A 22,120-nucleotide genomic window follows, 5' to 3' on the forward strand; every position below is an offset into this window, starting at 1 on the left:
ACCACAAAATTCGATTTTTTACCTAATTTGATGGAATGGACTTTGAATTTGGCAACATTTTAGTAAGATGCATTTTTAATTCCGTTTATATGAGTAAGGCTGATTTAAGTGCGTTTTAGCAGAGTAATATCGTTAGATTTTTTATCATTTGAAAATTGGCGTTGGTTATTTTGTCCTTCTAAAGTAGCTATTATTTTCGTATTTAGAACCATTCTAGCCTCTTATGCTGCGCTGGCGATTGCTTTGTGGATGGAAATGGATAGCCCACGTTGGGCGATCATGTCTGTTTGGGTCGTAGCACAAAATTCCTCTCGGGGTGAGATATTATCCAAAGCCTATTGGGTGATTTTGGGAAATATCGTTGGCATTATTGCTGTTTTATGTATTATGTCCAGTTTCCCTCAACAGTCGTTATTATTTGAATTAACGGTTGCCTTATGGGTCTCTGTTTGTTGTTGGTTTGCAAGTTGTACGAGACATTTCCTGTCTTTTGGTTGGTCAATGGCGGGGTTCAGTTGTGCGATTGTGTTATTTGCTTCGGTGAAAGACCCAGACACAACATTCATGATGGCAATGTCGAGAGGCAGCTATTTTATTCTTGGTATTTTCATTGAGAATTTAGTGGCTCGTCTGTTTGAGGTGAATTTACATCATTATGCGCATCAAAAACTGAATAGTGATCTTAAAAAAGCGGTCGAAGGTGCATTGACTTCGGTATTGCATATTGTTCAGGGAAAGAATTGGGCAGCGGCACAATCCGATCATATGTTAACTTCGATCATTTCTTTGAATCATAATGTGGAATTCCGTGAAATAGAGCTGAAAGGTACAGGTCACACAGGCGATCATGCTCGTGCTACATTATCTTTGGTGTCTTCTTTGTTGGTCAAAGCAATGGGATTTTCAATTTATTTAAAAGAGATGAAAAACCAATTACAACTATTTAATCAAATCCTACCGCAGGCTGAAAGCACAATACAGTTCATTATAAAAGGATTAAAAACAAACGAAGATTTAAAAATTTTATTAGCAAGTGTTAATAAATTGCGGTGGGAATGTAGGCAAAAAATCTCTGACAGCTTTTATCGCGATGTTAGAAATTCCCAAGAGCTTGATACTAGCTATACGCAAAAATCTTTGAATGATCGTATTTTATATCAAAATTTGCGTGAAATCTTGGCAGAATTAGAAAGCACTTTGCTTGAGCTATATAAAAGTCAAGATACCAGTTTGCAGGATAATTTTAAATTCTCTGTAAAATTTCCACCCGATTATAAACGTGCCGCACGAAATGCGATCAGAGCTTTTGTCACCATTACGATTGGTTGCTTATTATGGGAAATTACAGGATGGAACAATGCCACCGTGTTCTTGGCATTTTTATGTATGGGTTGCTCGCGTTTTTGTGTGTTTGATAATATTATCGTAGCTTGTGTGGGATGGTTCAAAGGAATATGTATTGCGATCATCGTGGCATTTTTCTTTAATATGTTCATTATGCCAATGATTACTTCTTTTGAAATTTTATGTTTGATTTTATTACCCCCTTTGGTAATTGGTGCATTGGCGATGTGCACGCCAAAATATGCGCCGATTGCGGGTGGCTATATGTTCTTTTTTTGTTATTTACTTGGGTTTGAAAATAGTGGCAGGGTTAATGAATCTGCATTCTTAAATGATGCAATGGCATTATTTATCAGCGGTTTGGTGGCGCTCATTGCTTATCGTATTATATTTCCATATCATGGACGCAGACTTAAACATCAAATGCGCCAAAAATTGCTAGATGGGTTACATAATCTGGCAAATAAAAGTAAGCCATATTCGCCCAGAGAATGGATTAATTTTGTATCTGGTAATTTTACGATTTTAATGCGGCAATTAGGGATTGATAAGACCGTTCCAACAGCCAATACTTACCGTCATGGCAGTATGGCAGTGATGTTGATTGGGATTTGTGTTATTCGTCTGCGAACGATGATAGAAAATGACATTATTACTCAGGATATTCGTAATGTATTACGCGTTGTATTGCGCCGTGTAGCAAAGTTTCAGGGACACAAAGCACGATATGGGCAACATGCACGTACAGTTATCATTGCGTATCGTGCAATAAAGAAATTTCGTCAACGTGAGGCAATAGAGAAGAATTTAGCTGTTCGTATGGAACTGAGTGTAGCAATTTCTGTGTTGATATTAATGACCTATGCATTGGATAAAGATGCATCTTTTTTACGTGTCAAATCATACAGATCGTTATTTTATTAAAATTCATTAATCTTATTTGAAATAATTGTTTGTAGAACAAATAAAAAAGGAATAACTTAGGCAAGTTTTTATTTTCATTTTAAAAGGTTTATTGTGAGACGGCTTCAAACAGTCACGTCTTGGATGGATAGGCATTTACTGATTCGCAAAGAATTTATTGAGTCTTTTCGCTGGATTTATGCACCATCCGCGTCGGCCTTTTTTTTTGCATTAAGAACAACGATTGCTTCATTTTTAGCCTTGGCTATTGCGTTATGGTTGCAAATGGACAGTCCAAAATGGGCACCCATGACCGTATGGGTGTGTGCGCGCAATACATCTCGTGGAGAGACGATTTCCAAAGCCTATTGGCGAGCGGTGGGAACTGTTTTTGGCGCAATTGCCGCGGTTTTTTTCGTTGTAATATTTCCACAAGAGGCATGGTTATTTGATATTTCTGTAACAATATTTGTGGCCGTTTGTGTATGGTTTGGAACTTGTATGCAAAGTTTCAAAGCTTATGCGATGGTGTTGGCAGGATATACTTGTGCGATTATTGCGTTTGGTTCTGTTGATAATCCCAATGGTATCTTTATGCTGGCGATGTCACGAACCACTTATATTCTTTTGGGTGTTTTTGCAGATAGTTTTGTAGGCCGTATTTTTGATTTCAATCTTGACAGTCATGCGCGTAAACAATTGAACGATAATTTATTATTTGCAATCAAAGGCACGTTGCAATCTGTTTCCAAGATCGTGGGTGGTGATACCAAGGCGATTGTAGAGTCCCAAGAATTGTTTAATTCTATTGTTAATTTTAATTCTGCTATTGAATTTAGGCAGATTGAAATGAATGGACACGATCATACTGGGGATCATGCCCATGCAGCATTATTTTCGGTAACGGCGGTTATTGCCAGAGGGATGGGGCTGGCGACACAGATGTCACATTTTCAAAATGTGACGGCTGAGTTCACGGCCATTATTCCTCAGGTTCAGGATCGTTTGGACAAACTACTGCGTCGCATCGATCAAGAACAGGATTTCCAGCATGAACAACGGCAATTAAACAAACTCCGCTGGGAATGTCGGCAACGAATTACCGATAGTTTTTATGAAAAAAAATACTCTGGCGCACCAGAAGATTATGAGCAATACAAAGATGCGATTTTTAATGATCGAATTTTATTTCGAACTCTCAGCGAGCTTTTAGGTGAATTACAGGTCACCTTAAATGAATATTACAAAAGCACACATCCTTTGCAAAATGATCGTTACAGATTTCACGTAACGCCGTCTTTGAATTATGATCTTGCATGGAAGAATTGCATTCGAACATTAATGGCAATGTTAGCGGCATGTATCATGTGGTATATTACAGGGTGGGATAAAGGTGGCTCTGCCGTTGCGTTGGTTGGCATGGGTTGTGCGCGTTTTTGTTTGTTCGAAAATCCATCCGCGACCACGATGGGATGGTTCAAAGGATCTTTGTGGGCGTTATTGGCTGGGTGGTTATTAACATTTTATTTTATTCCACCATTAAGCGATATCGAGACATTATGTGCGATATTATTTATTCCGACCATGATTGGTGGATTGGGGATTGCTAATCCTCAAACGCTATCTGTATCCGCTTCTTATGCTTCTTATTTGCCTTATATGGTTGGGTTAGATAATGGAGTGAGACTGGACGAAGTTGGTTTCTTTAACAATTCACTATCTTTATTTATGGGGATTATTATTACGATACTTTCTTTTAAACTATTTTATCCCTATAGTCCTCTTCAAACGCGTTTACATTTGCGTCAAACATTACTTAAAAAATTACGGCTATTGCCAAAAGTAACCAAGAGAAGTCCACGTATTTGGTTATTCCAAACGACAGAATTATTAGTCACCATGATGCGACAATTAAACACAACCAAAAATACAAAAGTCGTGCAGGCATATCATTTGGGTACAATAGCGGTTATGATGATTGGATTAAACATATTGCGTTTACGATTAATGAACGATCAAGATATTGTAACAAATGATATTAAACTCTTATTAAAAATTATCTTACGACGTATTGAAAGATTTAATATGTATGGTTCTTATGGTCGTACGGTAATGATTGCGCATAATGTTATTAAACGATTGCGTAAACGAGAAAAGATTGAAAAAAACTTAGCAGTAAGGATGGAAATCATAGCTGCTATTTCAAGCCTAACCATTATTGCAGATTCTCTTGAAAAAAATGCAACCTTTCTTGATGTAACGCATTATTTCTTATTCAATGAAAAATGGAATGAATAAAATATGAATTGTTCTTGATCTAAATATCGTATTAAGCCACTCAGTTTTTCAAGATTGTCACAGTATCATTCTAAATTGATAACTGCTTGAAAAAGGACTATTCAAATCCTTTAAAATACAGTAAGTAAAAAAAATATTTTATTTTGACCGGGGTGTCTCTGATTAGAGGCTGAGAATAAACCCGTAGAACCTGATCTGGATCATGCCAGCGAAGGGAGAGGAAAAAATGACACTTAAAGTCTCTTTATTAGTACGTGTATCTTTTGTAATCACATTTTTACTACCTTGTATCGAAGAGAAGAGTTGGGCACAAGATTCCGACGTTTCAACATCATCTTCTGAACCTCAAGTCAAAGATCAAACAGATGGTGAACATATTACAGTGACGGGGAAAACGCCTCGCTATAAAACTGCATATGGTTATACTGGCGATCAAGCAGGTGGGGGGCTAATTAAACCTGAAACCGCAGATAAATCAGTCAGTAATATTTCCCAAAATTATATTCAAATGCAAGCGCCAACATCTAATGCGTTTAACCTTTTGAGTATGTTGCCTGGGGCAAATGTTTCCACTTCTGATCCTTATGGAATATCCCCACAAAATGATATTACCATTCGTGGTATGACAGGAGATTCCATTGGATATGTGATGGAAGGAATGCCATTAAATGATGTATCTGATGGATTGGGGTATTTAAGTCAGTTCATCGATAGTGAGAACATAGAAAATATTTCATTGGCTCAAGGTGCACCAGATTTAGATAGTCCAGTTTATAATGCAGCCGGCGGGGTTGTTAATTTAAAACTACGAGACCCTGCGGATAAATTTGGTGGAATGATGGATTTATCCTATGGATCACATCATACAGGGCGTGCTTTTATGCGGATTGATACAGGGGAAATCGGTAAAACAGGAATTAAAGGGTTTATTTCTTATTCTTATACAGGTGGAAATAATTGGCGTGGACCTGGATATGACCACAGAAACCATGTGGATTTCAAATTTACCAAAGAATGGGGCAATGATAATCATGTTACGTTTTTTGGGGACTGGAATCGTACCCTGACAAGCAGTTATTATACACCAACCAAATCTGAATGGATTTCAGAGGGTGCTGGAAATGGCAATAATTATTCTGGAACATGGTATAAAGATCGTCTTGAAAATACGAATTATTGGAAATTATTCCAACAAACATTTCAACAAGTTTACGTTGCGGCACCTGGTCAATTTACGTTGAACGATAAATTACAATTCAAAGTGACCCCATATTTTCAGTATGGTTATGGGAATTCACCATATGGAACGGTGTTAAATGAAAATAGTCTATGGCAAGGAAACCAACCCGTCGATGGAAAAGTGACCATTCCTGGGGCAGTGGATGGCTCTGGATTAGTAATGGGGGGATGGTATCAACGCACGTATCGTTCAGGATTTACACCGACACTTACTTATAATTTAAAACATCATCAACTTTTGCTAGGATATTGGTATGATTATTCTGATGATGTGATTACACAACCTTTTACAGCAGTATTGTCAAATGGGAAGCCTTGGGATTTGTGGGGTGGCTCTAAAAATAATATTCACTTGTCCAATGGTCAGCAACTAGCTGCGGAAAATGACCATACGATCACACAGGTCAATGCAATCTTCTTAGGCGACCATATGAATTTTATGGATAATAAGCTTTTTATTGACGCAGGGTTCAAGCAAGTTTTCTTTAACCGTTCAGGTTGGAATCAAATCCCAGGACCACAATATCGTACAGGAAATAATGTTTCTAAACCTTTACCTAGAATAGGGATGCGTTATCAATTTACGAAAGAGCATCAGATTTTTGCCAGTGTAAATACGAATTTTGCTGTGCCACATAGGTCGGCTTTGTTTGATACTTATGATCCGAATTCTGGGGAGATTGTGAATTCTGGAGCGAAAAACTTAAAAACGGAATATTCTATCGAAGAAGAGCTGGGGTATCGTTATAATGGACCAAGATTTTTAGGAAGCATTACATTTTTCAATTATAATTATACGAACCGTATGATTTCAACAATTTTACATCAAAATGGCGCATGGGTTGGCTCCAGTATCAATGCGGGTGGACAGACTTCTCGTGGAGTGGATGCAGAAATTGGATTAAAACCTTGGCATCATTTTAGCCCTTATGTTTCTGGTGAGTATTTATATACCAGAATGGATAATGATTTGCGCACTTATGGTGATTTATTACCGACCAAAGGAAAGCAAGCAGTGCGTAGCCCTCCTTGGCAATTTGCAGTGGGTTTGACCTATGATAATGGGCATTTCTTTGCGAATGGAAATGTTAAAATGGTAGGTAAGCAATATGCGACTTTTATGAATGATGAATCGATTGGGTCTTTTGCCACGGGGAATGTGGCGATTGGTTATCGATTTGATAGTTATGGGTTCATGCAGCACCCCCAAATTCGCATGAATTTTATCAATATTACCGATCAAAAATATCTTTCAGGCGTTTCCAGCCCTACAGGGAATGCTCGAACAACAACGGGTAAATACGGAACATCCATTCCTGGGTCATCGCCTAATTATTATATTGGTGGTGGGTTTGCAACGATGTTAACGATGACGACGGCGTTTTAGAGAATGAGGTAAATGGCAGAATTTACGGGGTTTTTTTATAGTTTCTATTCCAACAAGCCGATAGAAACTATTTTCGAATTATTTAAAAAAAGAAGTTAAAACCATTGGGTACCAATGGGATTATCATGAATATCAAAATGAACGAAATTTACTGTTTTATAAAAACAAAGCGATGCTGGAATATCATTTAGAGCATGGATATAATACTGACTTATACAGTGAGGGATGTTTTGACTTAGAAGCAAAATTTGTCAATTTGCATGGTAAGGCATCTTTTACTGAGCATGATGGTGTTTTTGAGAGCTATTTATCGATTGATGATATTTTTCATTATCTTTTGGTGCTTCCAGATGAGATTGAACAATCAGAATTCAGTGTAAAAATACATCAATTATTTATGCGCTCTATGACTTAAAATTATTATTAATGGTGTCAAATTTATTAGGATTAACCATGTTTAAAATACGATCTTTGTTATCTGCTTGGATAATTTGTATTGGATGTTTTTATAATGTTATTGCAAGTGCCAATGACAAAGTAACCGTTATTTTGGATTGGTTTTTGAATGCCAGCCATGAATCGTTATTGGCTGCGCAATATAGTGGGGCGTTTCAAAAACACGGATTGGATGTGGAGCTGATTGCGCCAGCTGATCCTAGTGCACCACCAAGATTGGTTGCAGCAGGGCAAGCGGATATGGCTATTTCATATCCTATTCAATTAGCAATGATGGTCGATCAGCATATTCCATTGGTTCAAGTAGGATCTTTGTTAAATCAACCAATGGATGTTTTGATTACGAATGGGAATATCAAATCGATCAAAGATTTAAAAGGCAAGAAAATTGGTGTTTCTATTGCTGGCGATCAACAAGCGGTTTTAGGAAGCATGTTGAAAAGTGCGGGATTATCCATGTCTGATGTTCAATTAATCAATGTGAATTTTCAATTAGAACAAGCATTAATGACGGGTTCTGTGGATGCGGTGATTGGTGCTACACGTAACTACGAATTAATTGATTTACAACAACGCAAAGTTCCAGTTTCATACTTTTACCCAGAACAATATGGTGTTCCAGATTATGACGAGTTAATATTTGTTGCACGTCCAGACAAAGCCAAAGATCCAAAGATTGCTCGGTTTATGACAGCGTTAAAAGAAGGGGGTGAGTATTTAAAGGCGCATCCTGATGAAGTATTTAACAAAGCGATTAAAGATCACCCAGAGTTGAACACACCGTTGAACAAAGCTGCATGGCAAGTAACGCTACCTTTGGTCGTACAATATCCTGGAAAATTAGACCAACCAAAGATCCAGAATTTTATCGATTATTTAGTGAAGAAAAAAGTGATTAAGCAACAGCACCCATTTTCTGATTATGCTATGCAGGTAAAGGAATAGGGTGTGACGGCTCAGCTGTGTTTAATTACAGCACCTGAACCGTAAAGGAATTTAGTGTGATTGCATATCCTTCTGTCGTGCAGCATAAAATTCACATGCTTGTTTATTTTGGTGCAAACAGCCTTGTTTCATATATTCGTCGGCCTTTTTGAAATCCCGTTGAACACCTTTCCCTTGACCGTACATAACAGCTAGATTGAAATAAGCGTCTCCGTATCCTTGCTTAGCTGCCTTTAAAAAATATTCTTCGGCTTTTTGATAGCTTTGTGAAATACCTTTACCGTTAGAATACATTATTCCAAGGTTAGTCTGAGCTGTTGCATCTCCTTGATTGGCTGCTTTTGTATAATATTCAACAGCTTTTTTATAATCCAGAGGAACACCGTCATCATTTTCATACATAGACCCAAGATTCGATTGAGCATTTACTAAGCCTTGATCAGCAGCCTTTGAATACCATTCCAAAGCCTTAAAACTATCTTTCTGAACATTATCACCATTGTCATACATTAAACCAAGGTTAAATTGTGCTATGGCATCTCCTTTTTCAGCTAATTGTTTAGTTTGTTGGAAGTCAGGAGCTTCTACTGCAAAGCTCTGATTGTTAATACAGACAAGCCCAGTAGTCAAAAGCAATATATAGGTGAATTTTTTCAACATAATAACGCTTGATCCATCTTTATATAATTATAATTCATATGTTATCCATATTTTATGGTGATGAAAGCATTTTAACTATGTTTACGGTTCACTATCAATAGAGTTTACTATGTCACATGCTTCTTGACTGTGATTTTGACAAGCGGCTTTGATGTAATGTTCAGCTTTTTCTGGATTTTGTTTGATGATTTTTCCTTGGCCATAAATTAATCCTAGATAAAGTTGAGCCCTGACAAATCTTTGGTCTGCTGACTTTGTTATCCACTCTATTGATTTTTCTTGATCTTTAGAAACTAGTTCTCCCTTGCCATAAATAACGCCAAGATTAAATTGCGCAGTTGGATCATTTAGCAATGCTGCTTTTTGAATGAATTCAAAGCCTTTTTTGGTATCTTTTTGAACGCCTTTGCCCTCGCAATACATTAGTCCCAAGTTTAATAAGGCAGTCACATTACCTTGTTGAGCGGCTTTTTGAAAATATTCGATCGCTTTTTTATAATCCTGCTTTACATAGTCGCCTTCACGATATAGTTCACCCAGATTAAACAAGGCATCATCATATCCTTGATCTGCTGATTTTGTATAATATTCCAAGGCTTTTTGTTTATTTTTGCGAACATATTGCCCTTCATCATACATGACCGCCAAGCTGAATTGACCTCTCGCATTTCCTTGATCGGCGGATTTTTTGTAATATTCAAATGCTTTTTTTAAATCTTGTGGAATCCATTTGCCATTACGATAGATGTTCCCCAGTTGATATTCAGCCATCGAGTTACCTAAATTGGCTGATTTTGTATAAAGCTCAATGGATTTTTTATAATCAGGAGGTATATCAATGCCTTTGGAATAAACATGAGCCAAATTATACATGGCTTCATCATCGCCTTGTGCAGCAGCTTTTGTATAAAGATCAATGGCTTTTGCAATATCTTTTGGAATTAATATTCCTTCATCATATATAACAGCAAGATTAAATTGTGCATTTTTAAACCCTTGCTGTGCTGATTTATAATAATATTCCACAGCTTTTGACCCATTTTTTTGGCATATTTATACCACGATCATAGATGACGCCCATATTATATTGAGCTTCAACATTACTTTGATCTGCTGGTTCCTGCATTTCTTTTAAATTGACGGAATTTTGTGTGAAACCTGGTTGAGTAAATCCAAAAAGAGCAGTTATGATAAGTATGGGAAAAGTAATTTTTTTCATATTTAATTTCTTTATCTATAATATTAAGCGCAATGGATAGACAATGATGGTTATAATTACCCTGATAATAATGACAAAGTAAAATTATTGCAGATGCTATCAATAAACGATAATATTACTTTATCTTGAAGTATTTTATTTGTTTTGAAAGCATATATAGCGGTGCGTGACGTAAAAATAAAATGGGTTGCGTATCAACAAGGTGGACGGAAAGAAGTTCCAACAAATAATCGATATTATCCACTTGCTCGCTTTCCAGAAATAGAAACAGAAATCGATTGGTTTAACCATCATATGATATGGAGTGTCGTCTTAGATTTAGGTGAAACGAGTACAGAAAATGGTGATTTAATCAGCTATGCCAAGGTACGTTTTTTAGTGGATGATGCTCCCCACGAACGGTTTACGCTTTATTCATTTTTTGAAATATATGAGGGGCCTAAAAAAGTGGGAGATGTATTTTTATTAAATAATAAATGATTACCAATTAATTATTTTACTATTCGAAATATTGAGGTTTTTCATATGTGCATATCGCTTTATTTAAAAAGTGTTTTCAAAAAATTGGATTTCTATCTTTCAAATAAACAAATTACATCATTGCTTTATTTGCAAGATCAAGATCACCACCGCTTAGCAGATGTTGTCTTTTTGCAAACCAATAACCAGCAAGTGATAGGAATGTTTATTGACGGTGTTAATCCTTTTTTTACATCCTATCTTCCAGATCAAAGAGATGATTTTAATTTATTTGCGACTTATGAAAAATTATCCATTCAGTCAGTTCCGTACATATTTTGTATAGAGAAGGTTTATAGTTTTCATCATCGTTTATATCATGAACATCTTGCGATTTATGTATCCAATAAACAAGAAAAACAGTCAATTTTAATTTTATTTTTGCAGGATGAATGTTATATCAAAACAGATATTTCTTATGAACAATGTAAAGAAATTATCTTACAGAATATAAAGCATACTTCAAAAGATGAACTATGTTGTTATCATAGGGACATCGTGTCAAATGATTGGATTGAAATCACAGACTAATTTATTATTAGACAGTATTTCTTTCTTTTGTAATGGATAGATAGCCTAATGAAAATAAGGAGAAATCCACATTAGGCAGGTAAATAAAATATCAATGACTCATTGCTTAAAAAATTACTGAGTTGAATGGAATAATGATTGTGACAACTTGTTACATTCTTCCCACGGGCATATTCAACCAAAAGACTATCAAGGACAAAGCTGGCAATCATAACGACGCTGCCAATAACGATAAAACAAATACTGAGCATCATATCCACCTAGTATAAGAAAAAAATCTAAGATTAATCATGATGATTTTTGTTTAATTGTTTTTTTAAAAGATATTGTTGGTATAGTTTGTGCAGTATTCCACAAAAGCCCAGCAAGATATAGATGGCACCTAAGCTGGCGATAAAATAAAAAACACGAATATCGGAAGTTGCATTCAACTTTTCCCATGTCGATTTGCACGGTTTTAGTCGTCCTAAAGAACATCCCAAAGTCCATAATAAATCTGCTGCCAAATAGGTAACATATATAAAGATGCTTCCAAAGAGAATACATAGGGTACTGGTTATGACCGACCCTTTGCTGCGTATAAATTTATACGCCAAAACAATCAATCATATAAAACCAATCAAAGGGATCAATGTAATGATTTCCATAAGAAGACTTTCAATTATAGTTATTTAGACGTAATTATCATATAAAGAAACGAGAGCTGCTTCTTGGCCTTTTTTACCTGCAATTAAGATCATGCCCCATTCATATTGAGCTTAGCTTGTCCTTCATCGGCTATTTTCCAATGGTTTAAACTTCAACTGCAAAAGAAACAAAAGGTATAATCGTGGTACAAGCAAGTATACCAGATAGTAAAGGTATATATGATTTCAAAAACATGAAACTATCCTTAATATATCAAAAAGAGAAACCCTATTTATTTCACAAATGATTTTATAGGATTGCACATTCTATTTGTTATGAGTTGTTTTTTTGATGTTAACTCAATGGCTTCAATCAAACAGATAAATAATAATGCAAGTTTGTTAATTGATATATGTTGGGAAAGAATGGTTTTATAATTGATTTTCGATCTTTATATAATATTTTCTTTTCTCTTTTTTATCATCAACGATTTCCACTTCCCACTCATAATGTGTTTTAGCTTTTCTTCGATCGGCTAATTTTTCTATGATTTGTATTTCGTCAGCAATAGCAACAGAAAGGATTGTGGATGTATTGGGAAACATACTACGTATTGTGTAAGTATATGGTTTAGAGAACGTAACACGATCCTATGATATATAAAAAATTTTATATATATTATAAGCTACTTTAAAGAACTGTATATATTACAACTATAAATTATTGTTTCTTTTTGCGTGTGGGCGTAATTACACAAACTAAACAAGCAAACACCAATGTAACCCCAAACCATCCTAATAAGGACAGGTTTTCTTTGATAATGATAACGGCTAAGAGGGCAGCAACAATCGGTTCTAATAAAGTAATGGTGATTGCGGTGCTGGCGGCGATTCTGGCTAAGCCATACCCAAAGCAAAGATAACCTATAAACATCGGCACCAACGCCATATAAATCCCTACACTGGCATTCGTCCAAGAATTTAAAAAGGCTGATCCCGTTGCGAATAAAACAGGCATTAATAATAACCCACCAATACCAAATATAGAACCCATTGCAGCTTTGGATGGAATGCGTTGTAACATTAAATATCGTGCGACCCATGAGTAAAGCGCGTACGTTAACCCTGCAAGTAATCCAAGGCACACACCCAAAATAACATTAGAATGTTGAGCTGTATTCGTATGATGTCCTTGTCCTGCGACTGAGAGTAAAATAATCCCTATGATCCCCAGACTGGCACCAATGATCCATTTGGTTGAAAATCTTGCTTTTTCCATGATAGCTTCGATCACAGCGGATAGTAAAGGTGCAGACCCAATCGAGACGACCGTGCCAATCGTCACCCCAGCCAAGCGCATAGAGGCATAAAAAACCAATGGATAAATCGCAATGGAAATTCCTCCACAAAGTAGATATTTCCATTGTGTGTATAAATTAAAGCGATAAAGGCGGATTGTTTTGGCAGCAATCGCCGTTTGTAATAATCCCCCAACACCCATTGCCATTGCCCCAATGGCAATGGGACTGACCTCTGGGGCAAAAGCGGCACTGACCCCCGTTGTTCCCCATAAAACAGCTGCAATAATCACAGCACACATACCAAGAAACTGATTATTTTCAGAGGACATCAAAGGCTCCAAGATAAAAGGGAGAGATTAAAAAAGAAATAATATTCTATTTTCTGTTTATTGAATAGAGAATGTGATGAATTAAGTTAATTACCCTTAAATAAATAGTTATATAATAAAATATACTAAAATAAATAGTTGCATAATTAATCAAACTTACCTTATCGTATATTGAATTCAACTTTGAAAAGGTAACGATGATGGTTTCTTCATTCAATCGACGGGGTGTTTTGGGAGCTTTTGTTGGGCTAGGGGTTACAGCAACCCTTAAAACAAAAGCCAATGTTACGGGGCAATCAAAACAACCTAATATTATTTTTATTTTGGCAGATGATTTGGGATACGCGGATATTAGCTGTTTTGGAAACCCAGGCTACATGACTCCCGCCATTGATCGTATTGCGGATGAAGGGGTTAGATTAACGCGTTCTTATGCTAATTCTGCCGTATGTTCTGCAACGCGTACTGCGTTGATTACTGGACGCTATCAAGATCGTTTAGAATGTGGGTTGGACGAGCCATTGACAGGACAAAATAAAAAGATTGGATTGCCTGTAGGATTGCCGACATTGCCAGCACAGCTTAAAAAAGCTGGATATCAAACGGCGTTGGTTGGGAAATGGCATTTGGGATATCCCCCTTTATTTGGGCCTTTGAAAAGTGGATATGATCATTTTTATGGAATATTAGGTGGGGCAGCAGATTATTTCACGCATCAAATGCATACTGGTGCAGATCAGTTTTATCGGGATGATAAACTGATCCATGAGCATGGATATTTAACAAACTTAATCGGTCAAGAAACCGTCCGTTTGATTGACGGTTATGCGAAAAATGAAAGCCCTTTTTTCATTAGTGTGCATTTTAATGCCCCACATTGGCCTTGGGAAGGACCAGAAGATGAAGCAGAGTCAAAACGTATTCGAGGACATCTTGCAGATTATGATGGGGGCACGCAAAAGACCTATGGAAAAATGGTGCAGGCAATGGATAATCAGATTGGGAATATTTTAAAAGCCCTAGACGAGCATCATTTGGCTGAAAATACAATCATTGTCTTTACCAGTGATAATGGAGGAGAACGCTTTTCCAATATTGCCCCCTTTACAGGAATAAAAGGCGAGTTATTAGAAGGTGGATTACGTATCCCAGTGGTTGCCCGTTGGCCTGCAAAAATCAAAGCTGGATCAGTTTCAGATCAAGTGAATATCAGTATGGATTGGTTGCCAACGTTTGTGAATGCAGCAGGAAAAAAACCAGATCCATCTTTTGCAACAGATGGTATGAATTTATTACCCTTTTTAACGGATACTAAGAAAAAAGAAAAACGTGTGTTGTCTTGGCGTTATAATATTCATGACCAACATGCTCAATTAGATGGAAATTATAAATATTTAAAAATTGGTGATAATGAGTTTTTATTTAATGTTGTCGATGATCCCAAAGAGCGAGCAAATTTAAAAGCACGTCAGCCTGAATTATTTGCTAAATTAAAACAAGATTGGGCAAAATGGAACGCACAAATGTTGCCTTATACTCCAGAAAATTACAGTTGGGGTGCTGACGGAAAGCATTTCGCAGACCATTATGGCGTTCCTGCTGATAACGATAATTTGTAATTTATAATGATAAGAATAATGCATGAATGACACCATATATATTCGTATGGTGTTTATTCTGGCAAAACAAATAAAATGAATGATATTGAATAGACAATAAACTTAAATTAGGGTGATATATAGAGGGAATAAATCTCTGTGAGGCGGTAATGACAATAAGACAGAATATCGTATTCTTTTGCTTTACATTGGCAGTCGGTGTGTTGATTTTTATTCCTGTTACTTTGGCAAAGGATTTATTTGACGATTTTCCTCCTAATGTGCGTTATTATATTCAAACATTACAGAAAAAAGCAGATGCGGGTGATGTTCCGTCTCAAGAGAAGCTGGAAAATCTTGTTAAAGATACTGCCAAAGGACGGTCTGGCAGTGCCGAGGTTCAATTTTCCTTATCACAATTTTACAAAACTCAGCCAGATCAACAAGAACGATATGTATCTTCAGAATTATCAATTTATTGGCTAAGCAAAGCTGCAGAGCAAGGATATGTCAAAGCACAATATGAGCTGGGATCATCCTATGCAGCAGATTACATCATTATGCCCAACGATGCGTCTTGTATTCCTGCTACCAATATCAAGCAAGGTGAACGCTGGTTGTTAAAAGCAGCAAGACAAGGATATGCTCCTGCACAATATGGTTTGTTCAATTTCTATCAGAGTGGTAAAAATGTTTGTTATGGCAGCAATAACGACCAAACCTATTTTAAAAAAGCGAACTTCATAAAAGCTCAAGAGTGGTTAAATAAAGCACTGGAGCAACAGTATGCACCTGCTCAAGCTTCATTGGGTAGGCAATATCTCTACGGTATTCATCCTTATCCAAAAGATTTTCAAAAGGCGATTGATTATTTTATACAGGCAGCTAATCAAGGGGATGCAGCAGGCATTGCAGGGCTGGGATATTGTGCTGAACATGGTCTTGGAATGCCAAAAGATGTTCGGAAAGCCATTCAATATTATACTAAGGCTGCTGATTTACATGACGTTCAGGCGATTAACGCATTGGTTGATCTTTATCGAGATGATGTAGTTTATAAAAATCCTGAAAAAGAAAATGAATTCAAAATCAAAGCAGGAATAGAAAATTGTACAAGAATGATTGCCATAGGGTGTTGTTAACAGATATTTATAGAGATAATTAATTGCTTTTAATCAATAAACTGCAAGTTTAAATGATAGAGATGCAGTTTATCAGTTAATGAATAGGTAAGGCGATCTGGAATGGTCAATAAATTAATGATTGTAGGTTGTGGTATTGTTTTATTAATGCAATCTGCTTTTGCGGATTATTATGTGGATCAATATTTAGATACCTTGAAAAAAGAAGCAGAACAGGGCAATAAAGCCTCTCAACAAAAACTAGACCAGATCAATATGTTAACCGTCAAAGCCAATAAGGGAAATGTCGAGGCGCAATATCAGTTGGGCATGATTTATAAACATCAAGGTGCCTTTGCGAACGAATATTTGGTCAAAGCAGCAGAGCAAGGCGATAAAACTGCTCAATATGAAATAGGCTCTTTTTATATTGCTGATGAGCATAATACTGCGGATGATAGTGTCTGTATTGATAAGAAAAGTGTTCAAGATGGATTGAAATGGTTAAACAAATCAGCCAATCAAAATTATGCTCCTGCGCAATATCAGTTATCTTTGGCATTGCAAGGAAAAGAGTGGGCTATCTGTTATCGTTCTGGCACAATGATGATGGATTTAGGCACTTATGATCTCGATAAATCCAAAGAATGGCTTTTAAAAGCGGTGGCACAACAGAATATGCCTGCAAAAGTAGCGTTGGGTCAGTGGTATTTAAAAGGAATGAATGGTTATCCTAAAGACATCAATAAAGCGCTTTCTTTGTTTAAAGAGGCGATGAAGAAAGGCGATGCCACTGGTTATTTGAGTATGGCACAATGCTATCAAGAAGGATTAGGGGTTCCAAAGGATATTAAGAAAGCAATCTCTCTATATCAACAGGCTGGTGATAAAGGAAATTATGAAGCCTTGAACCTCTTATCTCAGATTTATTCCGATCAAAAGCAAGATAAAAAAGCATCGGAGTATCGTAAGAAATCTTGTGACCTGAGGGCGAAAACACATCGCAGGTTATGGCATTGCTAGGTCATTAATCGTGGGTGCGATGGGTTGCATTTCCAAAGAGCCCAAAGCACCCAGATCATTGATATAAATTACCTCTGAAGCATGATTGGGTTTAACATAAATAAAATATCCTTGATCGCCATTTTGCCCAATCAAGAGATAATCTGGCTCATATTCTTGGATTTGATAGGTTTCATTGCGTTCTATCAGATCAGAATAGGAATAAAGAGAGACATAATTTTGGTTTATATCCATGATTTCATAGTTTGCTTGATCCTGAATAATCTCTACTAAGAATTGTTTGTATAGTGTAGGGAATTGAATATCAAATTGTAGTTCAATGGTTAATAAATGCTGGGTAATTTTCGTATTCATCATAAATTCTTCTTCATTATAAAATCTGATTATTCCATTTCTCTTTATGATAACGACGGTTTTTGTAACTATCAATTTTCCATTTTCCAGCTTTTTTGAGAACGATAAATAGATATTCATCATCGAACGTCATTGTGGTTTTAAAATAGACCTCAATTCGACTTTTGCTTTTGATTTCTAGTGCTGTTTTTTCAGCAGTTTCAATTCCATTAAATTTGGATGGAAAACCAAACGATCTTTGCGTTTTGCCGCCATATATACGAGGTTTTTCCGTGCAAAAATGATCGATCAAAGGGGATATTCGCTCGTTTAGTTGAGAAAACCAATTAGTCCTTGGGGCATAATGATCGTAAACGCCATCATTCTTTTTGATTATGATCGCTTCTTCTGCATCCATTTGGTTACGAATATCGTTTTCAATAACATTCCATTGCGAAGCAAAGTTAATGACCATCGACAGGATTTGATCTTGCAGGGATGTATCTTCATTCATGATATATTCTTTATAATAATACTGAAATATATTTTATTAATCATATTTAACTTCTGTTACGTCATTTTATTGATTATAGTCGAGTATAGATAGTATTTTATGAGGCAAAAATTGTGAAATTAAAAATGTTATTAATGGCTACAGCTTTATTATTGCCTATGAGTTCTGTATTCGCAGAAACAACGGATGATTATGTTGTTGGACTTAAAAAAGAAGCATCAATTGGAAATACAGAAGCGCAAAAAGAGTTGGTTCAGTTTCAAGAACTATGCAAAAAAGCTAATACTGGTGATGCGCAGGCACAATATGACTTAGGAATGTTTTACTACAATAAAGCAGAAAAATATTATAAAACAGTATTCAGTCATAATGACGACTATGAGCAAAAGTTACAAGAATGGTTAGGGAAGGCTGCTAATCAGGGTAATGAGAAAGCTCAGCATGAGTTGATAGAATATTATAAGAAAATTTTAAAAAAAATAGATTATAGGTTTAATAGCAGTGAAGAACAAGCAAGGGTTTCGAGGTATAAAAAAACTAGAAGAGTGGTTGCTTAAAGCAGCTAATAAAGGAAATGCTAACGATCAATATGAGTTAGCTTTATATTATATTAACAACTCTGACAGCAGTGTGCATAATAAGGCAGTGGTTTGGATGACTAAAGCAGCAGATCAAGATCTTACTCAGGCTCAGATTGATTTAGGACAATGGTATTTTAAAGGCAAAGATGGTGTTGAAAAAAATTACAATAAAGCCAAAGTCATATTTCAAAAGTTAGCAGACCAAGGGAATGTTGAGGGATTGTATTATTTAGGATTATGCTATCACCTTGGGTATGGTGTTAATAAAAGGGTATGGTGTTAATAAAAGTGAAGAAAAAGCTGTAAAGTTATATGAGACTGCGGCTGATAAAGGAAATATAGAGAGTGCCACTTATTTAAGTCAGCTTTATTTTAAGGGTATAGATCAGATTATACCAAGAGACAGGAATAAATTTAAACAATATTATGATCAAGTTTGCTCTGAGGATCAGTTTGATGCATGTTTAGAATTAAAAGGGAGCATCATGGATGAATGTGGTAGTATATACGGTGCTGATAGTATTCTAGACCCTAATTCTGATATTGATCCTATTTGCAGAGCATTATTCGCTCCTGTTTTAAGAATAATAAACGGTTTTGTTAAATAATTGTTCAGTCAAAAAGAGTATCCATCACAGATACTCTTTTCCTATTATCTAAACGCTATGATAATAAGATAACTTCGCCATTGCACAAGAAACCAAACGACTATCAAGACCGCTGGCACGGCTGGTCAGGATAATCGGCGCTTTGGCGCCAAGGACAATACCTGCGCTATCTGCATGGGAAGGTTGATCTCCGATAAAGCATAATGCTTTAAATAAAATATTTCCTGAAATCAAGTCAGGTGGGATCAGGATTTGTGCTTTGCCTGTGACTGGCGTATCCAGTTTTTTCATTTGGGCAGCTTTTAAGCTGACGGCATTATCCAATGCCAATGGGCCATCTAATATCCCATTGGTGATTTGTCCACGATCGGCCATTTTACATAATGCTGCGGCTTCTAAAGTTGATGGAATATCAGGATTGACCATCTCGACAGCAGATAAAATCGCCACACGTGGCACGCCATAACCCAAAGCATGATGTAAATCAATTGCATTTTGAATGATATGCATTTTAGTGGTCAGGTCGGGTGCAATATTAATGGCTGCATCAGAAATGATGTAAGGGGTTTCCCAATTAAGACCATCCATCAAGAAAGCATGCGTAATACGTTTGCCTGTTCTTAACCCATTTTCTTTATTAACAACTGCCTTTAACATCACATCAGTATGAAGGCTGCCTTTCATTAATAATTGTGCTTTGCCTTCACGAATTAATTGCACACTGTTTGTCGCAGCAGCAGCTTCGCTTTTCGCATCAATAATTTCATATCCATCAAGGGAAATATTATGTTTGGCAGCAATCGCTTTGATTTCATCCGCAGGACCGACAAAAATAGGGTTCAATAGACCTAATTTGTGAGCTTCGATACCAGATTCAATGGCGGTATGTTCGCATGGATAACAAACGGCACATTTGGGTGCTTCTTTTTCTTTTGCTTTTTCAATCAGTTTTTGATGATGTGCAAACATAATGATTATCTTCCTCTTTGTTTAGATTGTAAATGCCCACCCAATTTCGCCAAAGCCTCTTGCAAAGGGCCGTGGGGAAAATCATCTATTTTAATAGGGGACGGTGGGCGAATAGGTAAAATCGGTTTTTTTGGTAATGAAGCAAGTGCATTTCTGTTGGATATGAACTTGATTGATTTGACAATAGGTTTGCCACAATAAATATTTATCTTTTGCATGATATTATTGCTGATATAGTGCATTTCTGCGGCTGTTGTGCTGGAACATGCGATGGTTAATGTGCCATTTGCAAGGCGATAGGGTACGGTTAAACTGCCATAATGATGCCCAATAATATCGCACCAATCCGTTATTAATTGCGTATTTGAAAGTGATTTTTGTTTAAAAATAGGACGAGTGACTTTTTGAATAGAACCTGCAATTTGATACATATCATACGTGCGTCTTGCTGTTTTATTTACAGGATAGTCCGTATTATAGTATTCATCATTGTTACTGTTTTGTTCATCCATGTTTAAAGGCACCATTTATATATATGTCGACTCAGATTCCATATGCCACTTTGATTTTACGTTGGTATGATCGTCATCAACGTATTTTGCCGTGGCGAGCAAAGACAGGCACAATACCTAATCCTTATTACGTATTGCTTAGCGAGATTATGCTGCAACAAACCCAAGTTGCAACAGTTATTCCATACTTTAACAAGTTTATTGAAAATTTTCCAACGCTTAATGATTTGGCAGAGGCATCATTGGAAAAAGTAATGGCGATGTGGACGGGGTTAGGCTATTATAGTCGGGCTCGTAATCTTCATCGCTGTGCCCAAGAGGTTGCCAAACAAAGTGGAGAAATCCCAAAGGATTATCAAGCACTAAAAGCATTACCAGGAATTGGCGATTATACTGCGGCGGCTATTTTATCGATTGGTTATAATCAACCTTATGTAGCAGTTGATGGAAATGTAGAGCGGGTGACAGCACGATTATTTGCGATTCAAGAGCCTTTGCCGATGATCAAACCGACATTAGCCGCTCTGGCAAAAACCCTTAATGAGGGACGAGAGGCACAAGAAAGAGCAGGGGATTTTGCACAGGCTTTGTTTGATATTGGTGCAACGATATGCAAGCCTAAAAACCCATCCTGTTTAATTTGCCCTTTGTCAGAAGTTTGCAAAGCATCTTTGGAAAAAATTGCTGATATTTTACCAATAAGGCAGAGGAAAGCTGAAAAACCAACCAAATACGGTATTTCTCTGTTTATCGAGAATGATAAAAATCAGATATTACTCCGCAAACGGCCAGAAAAAGGGGTGCTGGCAGGAACATTGGAATTACCCAGCAGCATTTGGTCAGAGCAATATATTTCTATTGAACAAGCCATCAAAGAAACAGGGTGTTTGGGTCAATATCAAGAAATTGGAGAGATCAAGCATGTCTTTACACATTTTACTTTAAAAGTTAAGCTGTTCAAATTAGTCAGTGATCTAAAGCTGACACAAGTAGCGCAAGATAATATGTGGATTCATTCTGATGAGTTGAATCATTATCCTTGCTCGACTTTAATGAAAAAAATGATTGCCTATAGTACCAAAATATAATCTGAGAATTAAATAG

25 protein-coding genes and 1 riboswitch are annotated in these 22,120 nt (G+C 36.5%); of the genes, 14 read left to right on the forward strand and 11 right to left on the reverse strand.

Annotated features, from left to right (window positions below; all coding sequences use genetic code 11):
- Positions 1-108 precede the first annotated feature (108 nt).
- The 5 genes from PQG54_RS09535 to PQG54_RS09555 all read left to right on the forward strand — a co-directional run bounded on the left by PQG54_RS09535 (position 109) and on the right by PQG54_RS09555 (position 8,572).
- A complete protein-coding gene (locus PQG54_RS09535) occupies positions 109-2,268 on the forward strand; it encodes an FUSC family protein (RefSeq protein ID WP_271790133.1) in 2,160 nt (719 codons plus the stop codon).
- A gap of 93 nt (positions 2,269-2,361) precedes the next feature.
- Positions 2,362-4,545 carry an FUSC family protein gene (locus PQG54_RS09540; RefSeq protein ID WP_271790132.1) on the forward strand — a complete coding sequence of 728 codons (2,184 nt, stop codon included), beginning with the start codon at positions 2,362-2,364 and terminating at the stop codon, positions 4,543-4,545.
- A gap of 138 nt (positions 4,546-4,683) precedes the next feature.
- Positions 4,684-4,779: riboswitch (TPP riboswitch) on the forward strand.
- A complete protein-coding gene (locus tag PQG54_RS09545) occupies positions 4,772-7,171 on the forward strand; it encodes a TonB-dependent receptor (RefSeq protein ID WP_271790131.1) in 2,400 nt (799 codons plus the stop codon). (Overlaps the previous riboswitch by 8 nt.)
- Before the next feature lie 172 nt (positions 7,172-7,343).
- Positions 7,344-7,586, forward strand: a complete 243-nt coding sequence (locus PQG54_RS09550; protein ID WP_271790130.1) for a hypothetical protein — start codon at positions 7,344-7,346, stop codon at positions 7,584-7,586.
- A gap of 38 nt (positions 7,587-7,624) precedes the next feature.
- Entirely contained in the window at positions 7,625-8,572 is a 948-nt protein-coding gene (locus PQG54_RS09555; RefSeq protein ID WP_271790129.1) for an ABC transporter substrate-binding protein, read from the forward strand.
- Between the two features lie 51 nt (positions 8,573-8,623).
- Here PQG54_RS09555 and PQG54_RS09560 read toward each other — a convergent pair whose 3' ends face one another.
- The 3 genes from PQG54_RS09560 to PQG54_RS09570 form a co-directional block, all read right to left on the reverse strand.
- Positions 8,624-9,232 carry a tetratricopeptide repeat protein gene (locus PQG54_RS09560; protein ID WP_271790128.1) on the reverse strand — a complete coding sequence of 203 codons (609 nt, stop codon included), beginning with the start codon at positions 9,230-9,232 and terminating at the stop codon, positions 8,624-8,626.
- Between the two features lie 81 nt (positions 9,233-9,313).
- Complete coding sequence (locus PQG54_RS09565; RefSeq protein ID WP_271790127.1) at positions 9,314-10,258, reverse strand: SEL1-like repeat protein; 945 nt, start codon at positions 10,256-10,258, stop codon at positions 9,314-9,316.
- Positions 10,242-10,451 (reverse strand): hypothetical protein, encoded by a 210-nt coding sequence (locus PQG54_RS09570; RefSeq protein WP_271790126.1) that lies wholly within the window; start codon positions 10,449-10,451, stop codon positions 10,242-10,244. Before PQG54_RS09570 ends, PQG54_RS09565 begins: the two co-directional genes overlap by 17 nt.
- Before the next feature lie 162 nt (positions 10,452-10,613).
- Between PQG54_RS09570 and PQG54_RS09575 the strand changes: the two genes are divergently transcribed.
- Both PQG54_RS09575 and PQG54_RS09580 read left to right on the forward strand, forming a co-directional pair.
- Positions 10,614-10,931 (forward strand): hypothetical protein, encoded by a 318-nt coding sequence (locus PQG54_RS09575; protein ID WP_271790125.1) that lies wholly within the window; start codon positions 10,614-10,616, stop codon positions 10,929-10,931.
- A gap of 84 nt (positions 10,932-11,015) precedes the next feature.
- Positions 11,016-11,501 (forward strand): hypothetical protein, encoded by a 486-nt coding sequence (locus tag PQG54_RS09580; RefSeq protein ID WP_271790124.1) that lies wholly within the window; start codon positions 11,016-11,018, stop codon positions 11,499-11,501.
- Between the two features lie 71 nt (positions 11,502-11,572).
- Here PQG54_RS09580 and PQG54_RS09585 read toward each other — a convergent pair whose 3' ends face one another.
- The 4 genes from PQG54_RS09585 to PQG54_RS09600 all read right to left on the reverse strand — a co-directional run bounded on the left by PQG54_RS09585 (position 11,573) and on the right by PQG54_RS09600 (position 13,757).
- Complete coding sequence (locus tag PQG54_RS09585) at positions 11,573-11,755, reverse strand: hypothetical protein (protein WP_271790123.1); 183 nt, start codon at positions 11,753-11,755, stop codon at positions 11,573-11,575.
- Positions 11,756-11,785: 30 nt separating this feature from the next.
- Positions 11,786-12,007 carry a hypothetical protein gene (locus tag PQG54_RS09590; RefSeq protein ID WP_271790122.1) on the reverse strand — a complete coding sequence of 74 codons (222 nt, stop codon included), beginning with the start codon at positions 12,005-12,007 and terminating at the stop codon, positions 11,786-11,788.
- A gap of 552 nt (positions 12,008-12,559) precedes the next feature.
- A complete protein-coding gene (locus PQG54_RS09595; RefSeq protein ID WP_271790121.1) occupies positions 12,560-12,733 on the reverse strand; it encodes a hypothetical protein in 174 nt (57 codons plus the stop codon).
- Between the two features lie 115 nt (positions 12,734-12,848).
- Positions 12,849-13,757 carry a DMT family transporter gene (locus PQG54_RS09600; protein WP_271790120.1) on the reverse strand — a complete coding sequence of 303 codons (909 nt, stop codon included), beginning with the start codon at positions 13,755-13,757 and terminating at the stop codon, positions 12,849-12,851.
- Positions 13,758-13,954: 197 nt separating this feature from the next.
- Here PQG54_RS09600 and PQG54_RS09605 point away from each other — a divergent pair, with 197 nt between their 5' ends.
- The 3 genes from PQG54_RS09605 (at position 13,955) to PQG54_RS09615 (ending at position 17,499) form a co-directional block, all read left to right on the forward strand.
- Positions 13,955-15,376 carry a sulfatase family protein gene (locus PQG54_RS09605; protein WP_271790119.1) on the forward strand — a complete coding sequence of 474 codons (1,422 nt, stop codon included), beginning with the start codon at positions 13,955-13,957 and terminating at the stop codon, positions 15,374-15,376.
- A 149-nt stretch (positions 15,377-15,525) separates the two neighbouring features.
- The gene (locus PQG54_RS09610) at positions 15,526-16,497 is read left to right on the forward strand and encodes a tetratricopeptide repeat protein (RefSeq protein WP_271790118.1); all 972 of its coding nucleotides are present in this window, start codon (positions 15,526-15,528) and stop codon (positions 16,495-16,497) included.
- Between the two features lie 102 nt (positions 16,498-16,599).
- A complete protein-coding gene (locus PQG54_RS09615) occupies positions 16,600-17,499 on the forward strand; it encodes a tetratricopeptide repeat protein (protein WP_271790117.1) in 900 nt (299 codons plus the stop codon).
- Here PQG54_RS09615 and PQG54_RS09620 read toward each other — a convergent pair.
- Entirely contained in the window at positions 17,485-17,856 is a 372-nt protein-coding gene (locus tag PQG54_RS09620) for an SMI1/KNR4 family protein (protein WP_271790116.1), read from the reverse strand. The two genes, PQG54_RS09615 and PQG54_RS09620, sit on opposite strands and share 15 nt — an antisense overlap.
- Before the next feature lie 13 nt (positions 17,857-17,869).
- Positions 17,870-18,346, reverse strand: a complete 477-nt coding sequence (locus tag PQG54_RS09625; protein ID WP_271790115.1) for an NTF2 fold immunity protein — start codon at positions 18,344-18,346, stop codon at positions 17,870-17,872.
- Between the two features lie 113 nt (positions 18,347-18,459).
- Here PQG54_RS09625 and PQG54_RS09630 point away from each other — a divergent pair, with 113 nt between their 5' ends.
- From PQG54_RS09630 to PQG54_RS09640, 3 genes are read left to right on the forward strand one after another with little or no spacing between them, the layout of a single operon-like run.
- Complete coding sequence (locus tag PQG54_RS09630; protein WP_271790114.1) at positions 18,460-18,903, forward strand: SEL1-like repeat protein; 444 nt, start codon at positions 18,460-18,462, stop codon at positions 18,901-18,903.
- Complete coding sequence (locus PQG54_RS09635; RefSeq protein WP_271790113.1) at positions 18,896-19,210, forward strand: tetratricopeptide repeat protein; 315 nt, start codon at positions 18,896-18,898, stop codon at positions 19,208-19,210. The genes PQG54_RS09630 and PQG54_RS09635 overlap by 8 nt, the downstream gene beginning before the upstream one ends.
- Entirely contained in the window at positions 19,182-19,535 is a 354-nt protein-coding gene (locus PQG54_RS09640; protein ID WP_340163359.1) for a tetratricopeptide repeat protein, read from the forward strand. Before PQG54_RS09635 ends, PQG54_RS09640 begins: the two co-directional genes overlap by 29 nt.
- Before the next feature lie 48 nt (positions 19,536-19,583).
- Here the strand turns inward: PQG54_RS09640 and PQG54_RS09645 are convergent, their stop codons facing one another.
- The gene (locus PQG54_RS09645; protein ID WP_271790111.1) at positions 19,584-20,504 is read right to left on the reverse strand and encodes a bifunctional enoyl-CoA hydratase/phosphate acetyltransferase; all 921 of its coding nucleotides are present in this window, start codon (positions 20,502-20,504) and stop codon (positions 19,584-19,586) included.
- 5 nt (positions 20,505-20,509) lie between these two features.
- Positions 20,510-21,016, reverse strand: coding sequence for a DUF721 domain-containing protein (locus tag PQG54_RS09650; protein WP_271790110.1), 507 nt, complete (start codon positions 21,014-21,016; stop codon positions 20,510-20,512).
- A gap of 23 nt (positions 21,017-21,039) precedes the next feature.
- On the opposite strand from PQG54_RS09650, the gene mutY reads away from it, so the two are divergent.
- Positions 21,040-22,104, forward strand: coding sequence for an A/G-specific adenine glycosylase (gene mutY, locus PQG54_RS09655; RefSeq protein WP_271790109.1), 1,065 nt, complete (start codon positions 21,040-21,042; stop codon positions 22,102-22,104).
- Positions 22,105-22,120: the final 16 nt, after the last annotated feature.

Origin of the sequence: Commensalibacter communis (assembly GCF_947179015.1) — a bacterium.
GTDB lineage: Bacteria > Pseudomonadota > Alphaproteobacteria > Acetobacterales > Acetobacteraceae > Commensalibacter > Commensalibacter communis.